Origin of the sequence: Enterobacter sp. BIDMC 27 (assembly GCF_000534415.1) — a bacterium.
Taxonomy (GTDB): Bacteria; Pseudomonadota; Gammaproteobacteria; order Enterobacterales; family Enterobacteriaceae; genus Enterobacter; species Enterobacter hormaechei_C.
Genome location: NZ_KI973178.1, coordinates 2,404,688 through 2,418,778, shown reverse-complemented (window position 1 = coordinate 2,418,778; position 14,091 = coordinate 2,404,688). Strand labels below are relative to the sequence as shown.

Sequence of the window (14,091 nt, the reverse complement as noted above, 5' to 3'; positions counted from 1 at the left end):
GCCTTACTCTTTAAACGGATTGCGTGCCGCGTGGGTTTTCACGGGTGCAGTGCTGGCGGCAGGAAACGCTGGCAGTACGGCGTTGTCGCTCGGCTCGACAATACCGAGCTTTTTCTCTTCCACGCGCTGCATCTGGCGCACCCGGATCTGATCATATTTCTCTTTCGAGGCTGCGCTGTAGTTGTCGTCGTCACGCAGGACGGTGGTATGAATAAACACCATCAGGTTGCGTTTGGAAGTATCCTGCGAGGTGTAGCGGAACAGCTGCCCGACCAGCGGGATATCGCCGAGCAGCGGCACTTTGGAGACCGACTGTTTGGTCACATTTTCCATCAGGCCGCCGAGCACCACCGTCTGGCCACTGTGGACCATCACTTCGTTATTGATCGTGCGCGTGTTGAAGGTTGGGCCGAGGCTGGAATCTTCCGTTGCGCTGTTGTCGACGCTGGATACTTCCTGCTCAATCTTCAGGTGGATCATGTCGCCATCGTTGATTTGCGGCACAATCTTCAGCTTGGTCCCCACGGTTTTACGCTCAACCGAGTTAAAGACGTTGTCGCCGCTGGTGGTTTGCGAACCGGAAAGCACCGGCACATCCTGACCGACGTTGAACGACGCTTCTTTATTATCCAGCGTGACCACGCTTGGCGTGGAGAGGATGTCGTTTTTACCGTCGGTGGAGAGCGCGGTCACCAGCGCACCGAAATCACCGTTAAAGAAGCCGGTCGCAAGGCCCGTGAAGCTCGCCCCTTTCATGGTGCCATTTTTAATCTGGCTGATTGGCAGGCCGGTAGCGCCAAACTGCACGCCGCCGTGCTTGCTGGTCCACTGCACGCCAAGATCCAGGCCGTTGCCGTCCTGCACTTCGGCAATGATCGCTTCCACCAGCACCTGCGGACGGCGAATATCCAGCTTGTCGATCACCTTCTCCAGGGAGTTCATCACGTTAGGCTGCGCGGTGATCACCAGGGAGTTGGTCGACTCGTCGGCGGTAATATTCAGGTCGGTTGAGGCGCTCGCGGTTTTCGCTTTGGCCGCGCCCGGCTTGTCTTTCAGCTGCTCGCCAATCCCCGTCAGCACCGGTACCACTTTGGTGGCGCTGGCATATTTGAGGTAGAAGACGCGGGTGTTCCCCTCGTTATTCTGCTCGCGATCCAGCTGATGGATAAGGGAACGGGTACGCGCGCGCGCATCTTCCGAGCCGCTGATCACCAGGCTATTGGTTTCGTCATCCGCCACCACCTTGGTCGCCAGCTGCGGCGCATTCTGCCCCTTCTGCTCTTCGTTGTTGAGGTTATTCAACATATCCGAAAGCTCTTTGGCAGAGGCAAAGCGCAGCGGGATGATTTCGCGGCGCTGAATACCGTCTTTATCGACGCGCTGAACCAGATCCACCAGGCGGTTCACCACCGAGGCTTTACCGGTTAACAGCAGGACGTTGGACGGCTCAAAGTGGACCACATTCCCGATGCCGGTGGCATCGTTGAGCTGACGCAGCAGCGGGGCCAGCTCGCGAACGGGTACGTTTTCCATACGCACCACGCGGGTGATAATCTCGTCACCTTTGCCCGGGTTCTTGCTGTCTGCCAGCGGCGCACCGGCGGTACGCGCTACGCTTGAGCGCACCACTTTGACCATGCCGTTGTCCATCGGGATCACCGACAGGCCGTAGAGATCCAGCACGCTCAGGAAGAACTGGTAATACTCATCCTCCGTCAGCACGTTGTAGGTTCTGACCGAGACGGTTCCCTGGACGGACGGATCGACCAGAATAGTTTTGTTGAGATTGCGACCTACCGTATCGATAAACTCGCGAATATCAGTATTTTTAAAACTTGCGCTAAAGTTAGCTGCAAGCAGCGAACTGGAATATAACGACAATGCGGTCAGCGCCACGCACGCCCAGGGAAATTTTTTCATGTCTGCACACTTATTAATTGTTTAGAACATTAACCCGAATATTTTCAAGGTGAGCGTGACGTCGTACGATGACCTCCGCTTCTTTCATTTTCGACCAGTTGGCAATAATGCTTTTCGCTTTTGCTTCATCGGTCATATCGACAGAGTTAACCTGAATCGCCACATCGCCTTTTTCCAGACCTGACTGACTGTAAAAGGCGGAGGCATTCCTTGGGTTTATCCTGTAGCCTTCCAGTCGGCCTTTTTCAATGATGGTTTTAACACCAGATAATCATCAAGATGCACACTCTCTGCGCCAGCATCTTTCGTCGATTTTGTAACCGGGCCGCTCTCCACGCCCCCCTTAAAATAGTCCGGTTTATTTAACGCCAGTACCTGCGTAGCACCTTCATAATTAACCACCACATTATCTTTGTTTATTTCCTGAATAAATGCGTCGTTAAACCCGGCGAGCGGTTCACCCTCGCGGTAGCTTCGCTGGCCGCCCGGGGTTTTGATGACAGCGAAGGAGAGCCAGGCGTCATCACTGCGCACAATGCCTTCAATCTCCGCCGCCAGCGGGGGTTTTGCCGCAGCCGATAAATTCTCCTGACGGACGGCAGCCGTAAAAAGCGTGAAGGGTTTGTCTTCGCGCGTTTTTTTCAGCGGCTGTAGGTCAGAATTAGCAAACTTATTCATAACTTTTTTATAATCTTTAAAGGTGAGATAGCCTTGCTGGCCACAAAAAATGAGCAGCAAAAACATAATACAAGGCGTTATCCACCGTGACAGAAATGAGAACCTCATTTTTTATCCGGCCTATAGCAAAGCAAAAATAAGCAGCGTCATACTGCGCCAATATGGAGGAAAATAGTAATAAGCTGTTGCAAACGCGACCACTGACTTCGCCACCAACTTTCATAAAGAAAAATATTGACCGTATAAATTCCAGATGTTAGGCGCAGCCGGCTGGATATTTTTACTCTGTCTGCAAATTGACCGCTCAGGGGCATTACCTTACTTTCTGCTGCTGTTGCTATTCCTAATCAGAGACGGTAAGTCGTTATGTATCAGAGCCACTTTAATTTTAAAAATCCGCCATTCAGGACAATCACCCGTTTATCCGGTGATTTTCTGGTGCCTTATCATCAGGACGTGTTCAACCTGCTGAAAGAGAAAACCCAGCTGGCGGGAATTATCGGGCTTTTTTGCGACGACGCTCCGCTTCTGGGTCTGTTCATCGACGCGCTGAAAGCCAGCAACCATACCGTTCTTGCCATCAACGCGTTTCCCAAACTGAGTGCCAGTAGCCTGCTGTACAAACTCAACCCGGGAACGAAAGCGATTAAAGATCGCATGCAGGCGGTGGATGCCGTCCTGCGCCAGTGGCAGGAGGGGAAAGCGAAATCCAGAGTAGTGACGATCGCCCATGCCGAAGCCATGAAGGAGAGCTGCCGTGAAGTCCTGGGAACGCTGCTCACGCGCGCCCAGGAGCTGAACTTCCGGCTCGCCGTGGTACTGACGGGCAATGCGGATCAGGAGATCCTGCTAAAGCAACCTGAACTGCGCGAATATACGCACACGCATCATGCCCTGCGCCCCCTGACCTGCCGCGAATACCTGAGCTATGTACAGGCCCAGTGCGAAGAACACGGCTGCGAAAACTCGCCGTTGCCGCCTGCCCGCGTGCGCAAAATGCACACGCTAACCAAAGGCAACATCAGCAAACTGAACGCGCTGGCGCACCTGTCAATGCTCGCCGCCTGGACGGAACGCGCGGCCCAGGTCAGCCCACGTCATTTACGTCTGGCGGCGGGAGAGATCCTGCCCGCCCAAAAACACGGTAAGCGCCTGGCGACCGTGGGGCTGTTTGCGTCCGTGCTGTTTGCCGCCTGCGGCTGGTATTTGACCTCATCGATCGGTGCACGCCTGCCGATCCAGCTGCCGGTGCCCGTCAGCTGGAAACAGCAATCGCTAAAAGTCGAAGCGCCCGTAGTGCCGGTTATCGACAACGAAATAGTTAATCAGCCGGATGCGATGCATCAGCTGTATCTCATGTGGGGGTATGACGCCTCGGCCGAAGATGCGCTGTGCCAGAACGCCGCCAAAGTGAACCTGATGTGTAAACAGGGGAACGCGTCGCCGGAGACGCTGGCGCAGGAAGGGTATCCGTGGGTCAGTGAACTGAAAACCAGCGGCCATCTTAACTATGCGGTGATCGCCAGGGTCGGGAACACGTCCATTGACCTGTTAATGAATAACCGGACCTGGCAGGTGAGCCGCAGCTGGTTTAACCGGCACGCGACCGGCAACTTCACCCAGCTGCACCGCCTGACACCGGAAGGTAAAGACGCGATCGGCGCGGCCAGCGACAGCAAAGATATGGCCTGGCTGGATCAGCAATTAAGCCTGGCGCTGAGCCAGCCCGAAACGCATGCCCGGATCTGGACCACAGAGATGATGAAACGCACCCGCGAGTTCCAGCAAAAAATGCATCTGCACGTGGATGGCATCCCCGGCGAAGATACGCTGATGCAGCTGATGCGCGTGACCAACAGCACGCCGGGCGTACTGATTCAGACCACCCGCACCACCCCGGACGCGAAAATGCAGGAGAAGAAAGCCTAATGTCGACCATCTGCCTTGCGGCCCAGCGCAGCTATACAACCGGGGAAGCGGTCTGGTTTTCGTACCGTCTCCCCAGCCTGAAAAACGTATTCGGCAAAACAGCGTTATGGCTGGTCGGGATTTGCGTCATGCTGGTTGTCGGCCTGTATATGCACGTCTACTGGAACCTGCACCACCCGGCGCCTGAACCGGTCAACGCCAGCGTTGCGAAACCGGAAACGCAGCTTTCGGATATGCATTACGTGTACGTGAGTAAACCGTTCCCGCATCCGCAACCTAAAGCTGCGCCAGTGCCAGTTGATGTTCCATCGATGCAGGATCTGCCGATCAACAGTGATGATGGCGACTGGCAGCAAGCGCCCGACGGCGCAGTGCCACACGACGCCTCGCGGGATACCTTACCCGGGACCGAAGCGCATGAGCACGATAACGCTCCCGCCAGCACGGGCAGTGAAGAGTCATCATTAACGGAATTATTTAAGCAGGCGCTAAAAGAGCAGGAGCAGGATTATTCTCAAGGAAAAATTCCCGCGCCGCCGGTTGACGAAACGCAGGATAATTCACAAGCCAGTGTAAAAAACAGTGGAAATAGCCGTTCTCCTTTCAGTGAAAAAGGAGACGGCGGGAGCAGGTATTAATATTTTTCAGGCAGTGCGGTAAGGTTAAGCAGTCGACCTTTTTCCACCACAATATATTGACCCTTTTTCAGATCGGAGAGGATTTTAATAATAGTGCTACGTGCCAGGTTAGTGTATTCCTGAATGTAATCATAAACGTTAATATCACGCTGTTGTTGAACAATCAGGTCGTTAATCTCATATAAAAATTCGCGGACAACGGAATACGCACTGCGGGCAACCAGAACATCATCACGTTTGCTCAGCATGCAGATGTACCAGGAAAGGACTTTGGTCAGTTCTGGCCACAGATTTTTTTCGGTCATCAGCTGGGCGAAGACCTCTTTCTTGATCGAGCGAACAACCGTATTCGTCCGAACAAGGCCGTACATATGGGTGGCGCTGTAATACATTGACGACAGGCCGAAAATGCATTGCCCGGTGACGGTGAACATGCACAGTTCGTCAGATTCACGTCGAAATTCGACTTCACCGCTGACGATAATATGAATATAGTCGGAATCAGAAGTGGAAATTTTCTGCCATTTTTTTAACGTTCTTTCTTCAACGCCTGAGGTTGCAGAAATGATCTTTTCCATTTCATGTTGCGGACGTAATTTTTTTCCATAGATGCTTAACATTGTTATACCCGATTTAAGATGTGATTTTTAAAAAGCATGGCCACGGTGTTGTTACCGAGCCATAAATATTTTTCCTGATGAAAACGTCAAGAATAAACAAAACAAGAGTGAAACTTTTTATTAATTCGCCAAATTACTTAGCGCGCTATGTGTCCATCTTAAATCGGGATAATTTTAAGTCAATTAACTAAAAATGAAATGAGTTTGTACTTAAGATTAATCTGATAGAAACTTGCTAAAATATACTCATTCGGGGGTAATCCGAAGGTTTACCCCTGTCCGTATTTCTCTAAAAGTGCTTCGGCAATCGCCATGGTTTCCACATCCGCTACGCCATTCCATAACTGCGGACGGAAATGCATCTGGAAAACCATGATGATGCGTTTTTGCTGTTCGGGCGTACTGTTTTCTGGCACCTCGTAACCGTAGCGCGCCAGCAAATCGAGCAGTGCTGCGGTATCAACCTGCTGATAATGTGGTCGCCCGTTGATATAAAAATTCACGCGCCCCGGATCGGGCCAGGCTCCGATACCCTGCTGCGCCAGTTCGCGCCAAGGAAACAGTGGCCCAGGATCGTCTTTACGCTGCGGGGCGATATCCGAGTGTGCCACCACGTTCTGCGGTTTAATGTCGTAGCGGGCGATGATGTCTCTGGCAAGCGGGATCAGCGCCGCAATTTGCCCCGGTTCGAAGGGGGTAAAGGTTTTCACGTCACCGGTTTTCCGCCAGCCGCGGTTTTCCAGCTCAATGCCGACGGAGGTATCATTTATGCGGTTGGTGCCACGCCAGAAGCTGATGCCCGCATGCCAGGCCAGTTCGCTCTCCGGGACCAGCTGCCAGATACGCGGTTTGCCCTGCGGAGCTGGCGGCTTTGCGGGGATGAGATAGTGAGAGCTGACGTTTTTATCGGTCAGGGTCGCAAGCGAGGTGTCGAAATCATCGGCGGTGTAGTGAATAACCAGCACCTTTATACGCGGGTAGGCCGCCTGCGCCTGATGGCGCGTATCCAGCTCGTACGCGCCTTTATCAACAATGCCCTCTTCCGAGGCGCATCCTGCCAGCAACATCGCCAGCAGGAGGGTTGAGAGCGAACGCTTCATCGACGGGTTTTCACCGCCGTACCGCTTACGCTCACCATCAGCATGCTGGCATCTTTCCCGACCGTTTCGTAGTCGATATCAATGCCCACCACCGCATCCGCGCCCAGCGCTTTGGCCTGCTCGCCCAGCTCCTTAAACGCAATCTCGCGCGCTTTACGCAGCTCTTTCTCGTACGCGCCGGAGCGTCCGCCGACGATATCCCGAATGCCGGCAAAAAAGTCGCGGAAAATGTTGGCGCCCAGAATCGCCTCACCGGTGACCACGCCGCAGTACTCGGTAATCGGTTGACCTTCCAGGGTTGGCGTTGTTGAAAATTGCATACTTTCTCTCCTTCTTTAGCGTTCAATGCGTTAGCGACAGCATTATCGGTTCGTTACGCTATGATTGAAAGGATAGTTAATAAATAAGGAAATCAACATGCGCTACTCTGCTTTAACGCTTTTAGTGCCATGCGCGCTGGTGCTCAGCGCCTGCACAACGCCGGTCACGCCAGCCTTTAAGGATATCGGAACCCGCAGCGGCCCTTGTATTGAGGGTGGCCCGGATGCCGTGGCGCAACAATTTTATGATTACCGTATTCAGCATCGCGGTAATGACCTGACCGCCCTGCGCCCGTACCTGAGCGATAATCTGGCGAAACTGCTCACCGACGCTTCGCGCGATCCGCAGCACAACGCCCTGCTGTCATCCGATCCGTTCTCCAGCCGCGCCACGCTGCCGGACAGCGCCGACGTCGCCAGCGCGTCCACCATACCGAATACCGACGCACGCAATATTCCCCTGCGCGTGAAGCTCACCCAGGGGACGCAAACCTGGCAGGATGAGGTGCTGATGATCCGTGAAGGCCAGTGCTGGGCAATAGACGATGTGCGCTACATTGGCGGCAGCGTTCATGCCCCGGCGGGCACCCTTCGCCAGTCGATCGAGAACCGCTAACGCCTCCGTTCAATAAACGTTAACCCCGTAAAATGTCCGGCATTTCCTGCGGAATGCCGACATTTATACTCGCCCCCCTTTCCCGTCGCTATTTTGTGCTATGTTTAAGAGGAAACACGGGTTATATTTAACTTTTAACGCAGAAATATTGCATAACTATTCTGTCAACGGTACTATCTGCGGCCTCAATTGCTATAGATTGCCTGGATGAGTAAAGACTGCCCCGATGAGTATTAAACTAAACGGCATTAACTGCTTCTACGGCGCACACCAGGCGCTGTTCGACATTACGCTGAGTTGCCCGGAGGGCGAAACGCTGGTTTTGCTCGGCCCAAGCGGCGCGGGAAAAAGCTCCCTTCTGCGTGTTCTTAATCTGCTTGAAATGCCCCGTTCGGGGACGCTGGCCATCGCCGGTAACCATTTTGACTTCGCGAAAACCCCGTCTGATAAAGCGATTCGTGAACTGCGTCAAAACGTGGGCATGGTTTTCCAGCAATACAATCTCTGGCCGCATCTGACGGTGGTGCAAAACCTGATTGAAGCCCCGTGCCGCGTGCTTGGCTTAAGCAAAGACCAGGCGATGGCGCGTGCGGAAAAGCTGCTGGAACGTCTGCGTCTGAAACCGTACAGCGACCGGTATCCTTTACACCTCTCTGGTGGTCAGCAACAGCGTGTGGCGATCGCCCGTGCGCTGATGATGGAGCCGGCAGTGCTGCTGTTTGACGAGCCAACCGCGGCGCTGGACCCGGAAATTACCGCCCAGATCGTGAGCATTATTCGTGAGCTGGCGGAAACCAACATTACCCAGGTCATCGTGACCCACGAGGTAGAAGTGGCGCGCAAAACCGCCAGCCGCGTGGTCTATATGGAAAACGGGTATATCGTTGAGCAGGGTGACGCGAGCTGCTTCACTAACCCGCAAACCGATGCCTTCAAAAACTATTTATCTCACTGATGTGTTAGGGAAATTATAATGAAAAAAGTATTGATTGCCGCGCTGCTTGCTAGCGTCAGCCTTTCCGCTACCGCAGCCCAGACCATCCGTTTCGCCACTGAAGCGTCCTACCCTCCGTTTGAATCCATTGATGCGAACAACAAGATTGTTGGCTTCGACGTGGACCTGGCAAACGCCCTGTGTAAAGAGATCGACGCGACCTGTACCTTCAGCAACCAGGCGTTCGACAGCCTGATCCCAAGCCTGAAGTTCCGCCGTATCGACGCCGTAATGGCCGGAATGGACATCACTCCGGAGCGTGAAAAGCAGGTTCTGTTCACCACCCCTTATTATGACAACTCGGCCCTGTTCATCGGTCAGAAAGGTAAATACGCCTCCGTTGACCTGCTGAAAGGCAAGAAAGTCGGCGTGCAGAACGGCACCACGCACCAGAAATTCATCATGGATAAGCATCCGGAAATCACCACCGTGCCGTATGACAGCTACCAGAATGCGAAGCTGGACCTGCAAAACGGTCGTATCGATGCGGTGTTCGGGGACACGGCTGTTGTGACTGAATGGCTGAAAGCGAACGACAAGCTGGCCGCCGTGGGTGACAAGGTGACCGATAAAGACTATTTCGGTACAGGTCTGGGTATTGCCGTACGTCAGGGCAATACCGAGTTGCAGCAGAAATTCAACGCTGCGCTGGAAAAAGTGAAGAAAGACGGCACCTACGAAACCATCTACAAAAAATGGTTCCAGAAGTAATTCCTGATGAATGAAATTTTTCCTTTAGCAAGCGCCGCCGGGATGACCGTCGGCCTTGCCGTTTGTGCACTGATTATCGGCCTCGTACTGGCGATGTTCTTTGCGGTGTGGGAGTCCGTTAAGTGGCGCCCTGTCGCATGGCTCGGTTCAGCGCTGGTGACTGTGCTGCGTGGACTGCCGGAAATTCTGGTGGTCCTGTTTATCTATTTCGGCTCCTCACAGCTGCTGTTAACGCTGTCGGACGGCTTCACGATTAATCTCGGCTTTGCGCAGATCCCGGTGCAGATGCAGATTGAGAACTTCGACGTCAGCCCGTTCCTGTGCGGCGTGATTGCGCTCTCCCTGCTCTATTCGGCCTATGCGTCACAAACGCTGCGCGGCGCGCTGAAAGCGGTACCGCAGGGTCAATGGGAATCCGGCCAGGCGCTGGGTCTGTCGAAAGCGGCGATCTTCTTCCGCCTGGTGATGCCGCAGATGTGGCGTCATGCCCTGCCAGGGCTGGGTAACCAGTGGCTGGTACTGCTGAAAGATACCGCGCTGGTGAGCCTGATCAGCGTGAACGATTTGATGTTGCAAACCAAAAGTATCGCCACCCGTACGCAGGAGCCGTTTACCTGGTACATCGTCGCGGCGGCTATCTACCTGGTGATCACGTTGCTGAGCCAGTACGTTCTGAAGCGTATTGATCTGCGCGCAACGCGTTTTGAACGGAGACCAGGCTGATGCTGGATTATTTACCCGAACTGATGAAAGGGCTGCACACCAGCCTGACGCTGACCGTCGCGTCTATCATCGTGGCGCTGATCCTGGCGCTGATCTTCACCATCGTCCTGACGCTGAAAACGCCGGTGCTGGTGTGGATTGTACGTGGCTACATTACGCTCTTCACCGGAACGCCGCTGCTGGTGCAGATCTTCCTGATTTACTACGGCCCGGGCCAGTTCCCGTCGTTACAGGAATATCCGGTTATCTGGCATCTGCTCTCTGAGCCATGGCTCTGCGCCCTGATTGCCCTCTCCCTGAACAGCGCGGCCTATACCACGCAGCTGTTCTACGGCGCCATTCGCGCGATCCCGGAAGGCCAGTGGCAGTCCTGCGGGGCGCTGGGCATGAGCAAGAAGGATACGCTGGCGATCCTGCTGCCCTATGCCTTTAAGCGCGCCCTCTCTTCCTATTCCAACGAAGTCGTGCTGGTGTTCAAAAGTACCTCTCTGGCCTACACCATCACCCTGATGGAAGTGATGGGCCACGGACAGCTGCTGTACGGACGCACCTACGACGTGATGGTGTTCGGTGCGGCGGGTCTTGTCTATCTGGTGGTCAACGGTCTGCTGACCCTGATGATGCGTCTTATCGAGCGTAAGGCGCTGGCGTTTGAGCGCAGAAATTAATCGACTTAATGCATAAAGCTGATTTCGTAGTGCGGGTAACCTGATGGGTTACCCGCATTTTTTTATGCATTAAATAATATTTAATCATATTTATTGCATATAAATTCATTGAGTGGCATTGTACATCCATGCCGCAGACACGGCGCATAATGACAAGATTGACAGACGGGAGCATTACAATGAAAAAGTTAGTTCTGGCCGCATTACTCGCAACCTTCGCCGCTGGCGCATCCGCCGCCGATAAAATCAATTTCGGCGTTTCTGCCACCTATCCGCCGTTTGAATCGCTGGATGCCAGCAACCAGATCGTCGGCTTCGACATCGACCTGGCGAAAGCGCTGTGCAAGCAGATGCAGGCCGACTGCACCTTTACTAACCACGCATTTGACAGCCTGATCCCGTCCCTGAAATTTAAAAAGTACGACGCGGTGATCTCCGGCATGGACATCACGCCAGAGCGCAGCAAGCAGGTCGCGTTCACCGACCCGTACTACGCGAACTCTGCGGTGGTGATTGCGAAGAAAGGGGCTTATAAATCTTTCGACGAGCTGAAAGGCAAGCGCATCGGCATGGAGAACGGCACCACGCACCAGAAATACCTCCAGGACAAGCATCCTGAAGTGAAAACCGTGGCCTACGACAGCTACCAGAACGCCATTATCGACCTGAAAAATGGCCGTATTGATGGCGTATTTGGCGACACCGCGGTCGTGAATGAGTGGCTGAAAACCAACCCGCAGCTGGGTACAGCGACGGAGAAAGTGACCGATCCGCAGTATTTCGGCACTGGCCTCGGTATTGCCGTGCGTCCGGATAACAAGGCTCTGCTTGAGAAACTGAACGGCGCGCTGAAAGCGATCAAAGCTGACGGCACATACCAGAAAATCAGCGAGCAGTGGTTCCCGCAATAACCTTTTTTGCCGGGTGACCAGGCCTACGGGGGTGGTCTGTAGGCCGGGTAAGGCGAAGCCGCCACCCGGCAATTTCTTAAAGCGGCACAAAGAACCTGAACCGTGCCCCGCTCACGGACTCCATCAGCCTGATCCCCCCGCCGTGCAGCTCCAGCATTCTTTTCACGATTAACAGCCCTAACCCGCCCCGGTGCTCCCGCGAGGCCTGTGGATTTAACGCTGACGGACGCTGGAACAGATCGTCCCGTAATGCGGCATCAACACCCGTTCCGCTGTCGGCCACTTCAACCTGTAACCGGTCGTTCTCCTGCCACACCGCCAGACGAATGTCTCCACCTGCTGGGGTATGGCGTATCGCATTATCCAGCAGATTCGTCACCACCCGTTCAATCATGGAAACATCGGCCAACACCTGCGGCAGCGGACCCGGGACGTCAATGTGCAGATTTAACTCACGCGTGCGGGCAGCGAGTTCAAACTTTTGCGCCACGTCGGAAATCAGTTCAGCCATGGCAAAACGCTCGCGCTGGGGCTTGATGCCGCCGTGCTCAAGACGCGCCAGCTCGAACAGCTGCTGCGACAGATGGCGTACCTTTTGCCCCTGACGCAGCGCGGTAGCGAGGTACTGCTGATGCTCCTGCGGCGACAGCGTTGCGGATTTCAGCGACAGCGTTTCCAGATAACCCAGCAGCGACGTCAGCGGGGTGCGTAAGTCGTGCGAAATGTTGGCGATAAACTCCCGGCGCTGGCGGTCGCTGTCGGCCAGCCGATCCCACTGAGAGGTGATTTTGCGCGCCAGCTCGATAAAGGTATTGCGCAGGATCGCCACTTCATCCTGGCCGGCAGGCTCAAGCGGCTGGGCCGCCAGCTGCTTAATCGCGCTGATGCTGTCCTGCTCCAGCCCAGCCACGTCCAGCGTGAGCTCTTTAACCGGGCGCGTCACCCAGTACCAGAGCAGCAACCCCGCCAGCAGACCAAACAGCGCCACCAGCAGCATCGACCACAGCGCCGTACTCCAGAGCGCTTTGTGCCAGGCCATCTCCGCCAGCGCGTTGGACTCCTCCCCCTGCAAAATAATGTACAGATACCCCTTCAGCTCACCGTCCTGCCGCAGCGGGGTGGCGCTGAAGACTTTCTTATTCTGGCTTCGGGGATCGTCGCCAAACACCGGCATCACCGTCCCGCTGAGGAAATTCTGTATCGGCGCGAGGTCAATTTTTTGCCGCTGAATGTGCCCCGGCGGGGCGGCATCGGCCAGGATATCGCCATCTGGCGAGACAACATACAGCTCGACGCTCGGATTAAAGGTCATCAGCCGGTCGAACAGCGGTTTTAAGGCGCTGCGATCCACCCTGCCCTGCGCATCCAGAATCGCTTCCCGCTGCACAATCTGCTGCGCCAGCCCGCCGGAGAGCCGCTGCACCATCGCATTGCCGTACTGCATGCTACTGTAGAGCTGCACCGCACAGGCGACGGTGGCGCAGAGCAGCAGTAACGCCGTAAACAGCAGCGTCAGGCGCTGGCTCAGGCTAAAGCGACGCATCATGATTCTGCTCCGCAAATTTGTAGCCTTTGCCCCAGACGGTGCGAACGATCTCCGGCTCGGCGGCATCTTTCTCTATTTTAATGCGCAGGCGGTTAATGTGGGTATTGACGGTGTGTTCGTAGCCTTCGTGCTGATACCCCCATACCTGCTCCAGCAGTGCCAGCCGCGAAAAGACCTCTCCGGGATGGCGGGCAAAGAAATAGAGCAGTTCAAATTCGCGCGGGGTGAGATCGACGTGTTGACCGTTAAGGCGCACGGTGCGCGCCAGCGGATCGATAGTCAGTCCGTGCGCCTGAATAATGCCGTCCGTCTGCGCCTGGCCCATCGCCTGCTGACGGCGAAACAGCGCCTTAATGCGGGCAATCAGCTCCTGCACCGAGAAAGGTTTTGCCAGATAATCATCCGCCCCTGTTTCCAGGCCAGTAATACGGTCAGTTTCACTGCTGCGGGCGCTAATGATGATAATGGGCAGGTAGCGGGTCATCTGGCGGATACGGCGGCAAATCTCCAGACCATCAACATTCGGCAGCATCAGATCGAGGATCACCGCGTCCCACGGCTGTGTTTCAAGACGCTCTAAGGCGTTGCCCCCGTCGGGCTCGTGGGTAATGGCGTAGCCTTCATCTTCCAGATTAAGACGCAGGAGTGCTGCGATATCGTGGTCGTCTTCTACCAGCAGGATCTGCTTCATGGGTAAGCCTTCAATCATTTGTTATG

14 protein-coding genes and 1 pseudogene are annotated in these 14,091 nt (G+C 54.8%); 8 read left to right on the top strand and 7 right to left on the bottom strand.

Annotation, left to right across the window (positions count from 1 at the left end; genetic code table 11):
- Positions 1-3 precede the first annotated feature (3 nt).
- Both gspD and gspC read right to left on the bottom strand, forming a co-directional pair.
- Complete coding sequence (gspD, locus tag L463_RS11230) at positions 4-1,920, bottom strand: type II secretion system secretin GspD (protein ID WP_015571003.1); 1,917 nt, start codon at positions 1,918-1,920, stop codon at positions 4-6.
- 13 nt (positions 1,921-1,933) lie between these two features.
- A pseudogene (gspC, locus tag L463_RS0122705) lies at positions 1,934-2,664 on the bottom strand (type II secretion system protein GspC).
- A gap of 300 nt (positions 2,665-2,964) precedes the next feature.
- On the opposite strand from gspC, the gene L463_RS11235 reads away from it, so the two are divergent.
- Positions 2,965-4,527: an ExeA family protein gene (locus L463_RS11235; RefSeq protein WP_032103424.1), complete on the top strand. Its 1,563-nt coding sequence runs from the start codon at positions 2,965-2,967 to the stop codon at positions 4,525-4,527.
- Positions 4,527-5,165: a hypothetical protein gene (locus tag L463_RS11240; RefSeq protein ID WP_015571004.1), complete on the top strand. Its 639-nt coding sequence runs from the start codon at positions 4,527-4,529 to the stop codon at positions 5,163-5,165. The genes L463_RS11235 and L463_RS11240 overlap by 1 nt, the downstream gene beginning before the upstream one ends.
- Here L463_RS11240 and L463_RS11245 read toward each other — a convergent pair.
- The 3 genes from L463_RS11245 to L463_RS11255 form a co-directional block, all read right to left on the bottom strand.
- Positions 5,162-5,785: a helix-turn-helix domain-containing protein gene (locus L463_RS11245; protein WP_015571005.1), complete on the bottom strand. Its 624-nt coding sequence runs from the start codon at positions 5,783-5,785 to the stop codon at positions 5,162-5,164. The two genes, L463_RS11240 and L463_RS11245, sit on opposite strands and share 4 nt — an antisense overlap.
- A 269-nt stretch (positions 5,786-6,054) precedes the next feature.
- Positions 6,055-6,885: an N-acetylmuramoyl-L-alanine amidase gene (locus tag L463_RS11250; RefSeq protein ID WP_023296195.1), complete on the bottom strand. Its 831-nt coding sequence runs from the start codon at positions 6,883-6,885 to the stop codon at positions 6,055-6,057.
- On the bottom strand, positions 6,882-7,205 hold the full coding sequence (locus L463_RS11255) for a heavy metal-binding domain-containing protein (protein ID WP_006174327.1): 324 nt from the start codon (positions 7,203-7,205) through the stop codon (positions 6,882-6,884). The genes L463_RS11250 and L463_RS11255 overlap by 4 nt, the downstream gene beginning before the upstream one ends.
- A gap of 97 nt (positions 7,206-7,302) precedes the next feature.
- Between L463_RS11255 and L463_RS11260 the strand changes: the two genes are divergently transcribed.
- The 6 genes from L463_RS11260 to artJ all read left to right on the top strand — a co-directional run bounded on the left by L463_RS11260 (position 7,303) and on the right by artJ (position 11,828).
- Positions 7,303-7,821, top strand: coding sequence for a lipoprotein (locus L463_RS11260; protein WP_015571007.1), 519 nt, complete (start codon positions 7,303-7,305; stop codon positions 7,819-7,821).
- A gap of 226 nt (positions 7,822-8,047) precedes the next feature.
- Positions 8,048-8,776 (top strand): arginine ABC transporter ATP-binding protein ArtP, encoded by a 729-nt coding sequence (artP, locus tag L463_RS11265; protein ID WP_006809439.1) that lies wholly within the window; start codon positions 8,048-8,050, stop codon positions 8,774-8,776.
- An 18-nt stretch (positions 8,777-8,794) separates the two neighbouring features.
- Entirely contained in the window at positions 8,795-9,526 is a 732-nt protein-coding gene (gene artI, locus L463_RS11270) for an arginine ABC transporter substrate-binding protein ArtI (RefSeq protein ID WP_006174322.1), read from the top strand.
- A 6-nt stretch (positions 9,527-9,532) separates the two neighbouring features.
- On the top strand, positions 9,533-10,249 hold the full coding sequence (gene artQ, locus L463_RS11275; RefSeq protein WP_003858367.1) for an arginine ABC transporter permease ArtQ: 717 nt from the start codon (positions 9,533-9,535) through the stop codon (positions 10,247-10,249).
- On the top strand, positions 10,249-10,917 hold the full coding sequence (gene artM, locus L463_RS11280; RefSeq protein WP_003858369.1) for an arginine ABC transporter permease ArtM: 669 nt from the start codon (positions 10,249-10,251) through the stop codon (positions 10,915-10,917). The genes artQ and artM overlap by 1 nt, the downstream gene beginning before the upstream one ends.
- A 179-nt stretch (positions 10,918-11,096) precedes the next feature.
- The gene (gene artJ / locus L463_RS11285; RefSeq protein WP_015571008.1) at positions 11,097-11,828 is read left to right on the top strand and encodes an arginine ABC transporter substrate-binding protein ArtJ; all 732 of its coding nucleotides are present in this window, start codon (positions 11,097-11,099) and stop codon (positions 11,826-11,828) included.
- A gap of 76 nt (positions 11,829-11,904) precedes the next feature.
- Here artJ and L463_RS11290 read toward each other — a convergent pair whose 3' ends face one another.
- Positions 11,905-13,374, bottom strand: coding sequence for a sensor histidine kinase (locus tag L463_RS11290; protein WP_023296194.1), 1,470 nt, complete (start codon positions 13,372-13,374; stop codon positions 11,905-11,907).
- Positions 13,358-14,065 (bottom strand): response regulator transcription factor, encoded by a 708-nt coding sequence (locus L463_RS11295; protein WP_032103429.1) that lies wholly within the window; start codon positions 14,063-14,065, stop codon positions 13,358-13,360. Before L463_RS11295 ends, L463_RS11290 begins: the two co-directional genes overlap by 17 nt.
- Between the last annotated feature and the right edge of the window lie 26 nt (positions 14,066-14,091).

Bases quoted from the DNA above. Each gene is read 5' to 3' on its own strand.
- L463_RS11240 (WP_015571004.1), top strand. From the start codon at position 4,527: ATGTCGACCATCTGCCTTGCGGCCCAGCGCAGCTATACAACCGGGGAA.
- L463_RS11295 (WP_032103429.1), bottom strand. From the start codon at position 14,065: ATGAAGCAGATCCTGCTGGTAGAAGACGACCACGATATCGCAGCACTC.
- L463_RS11245 (WP_015571005.1), bottom strand. From the start codon at position 5,785: ATGTTAAGCATCTATGGAAAAAAATTACGTCCGCAACATGAAATGGAA.
- artI (WP_006174322.1), top strand. From the start codon at position 8,795: ATGAAAAAAGTATTGATTGCCGCGCTGCTTGCTAGCGTCAGCCTTTCC.
- artM (WP_003858369.1), top strand. From the start codon at position 10,249: ATGCTGGATTATTTACCCGAACTGATGAAAGGGCTGCACACCAGCCTG.
- gspD (WP_015571003.1), bottom strand. From the start codon at position 1,920: ATGAAAAAATTTCCCTGGGCGTGCGTGGCGCTGACCGCATTGTCGTTA.
- artP (WP_006809439.1), top strand. From the start codon at position 8,048: ATGAGTATTAAACTAAACGGCATTAACTGCTTCTACGGCGCACACCAG.
- L463_RS11260 (WP_015571007.1), top strand. From the start codon at position 7,303: ATGCGCTACTCTGCTTTAACGCTTTTAGTGCCATGCGCGCTGGTGCTC.
- L463_RS11290 (WP_023296194.1), bottom strand. From the start codon at position 13,374: ATGATGCGTCGCTTTAGCCTGAGCCAGCGCCTGACGCTGCTGTTTACG.
- artJ (WP_015571008.1), top strand. From the start codon at position 11,097: ATGAAAAAGTTAGTTCTGGCCGCATTACTCGCAACCTTCGCCGCTGGC.
- L463_RS11255 (WP_006174327.1), bottom strand. From the start codon at position 7,205: ATGCAATTTTCAACAACGCCAACCCTGGAAGGTCAACCGATTACCGAG.
- L463_RS11250 (WP_023296195.1), bottom strand. From the start codon at position 6,885: ATGAAGCGTTCGCTCTCAACCCTCCTGCTGGCGATGTTGCTGGCAGGA.
- artQ (WP_003858367.1), top strand. From the start codon at position 9,533: ATGAATGAAATTTTTCCTTTAGCAAGCGCCGCCGGGATGACCGTCGGC.
- L463_RS11235 (WP_032103424.1), top strand. From the start codon at position 2,965: ATGTATCAGAGCCACTTTAATTTTAAAAATCCGCCATTCAGGACAATC.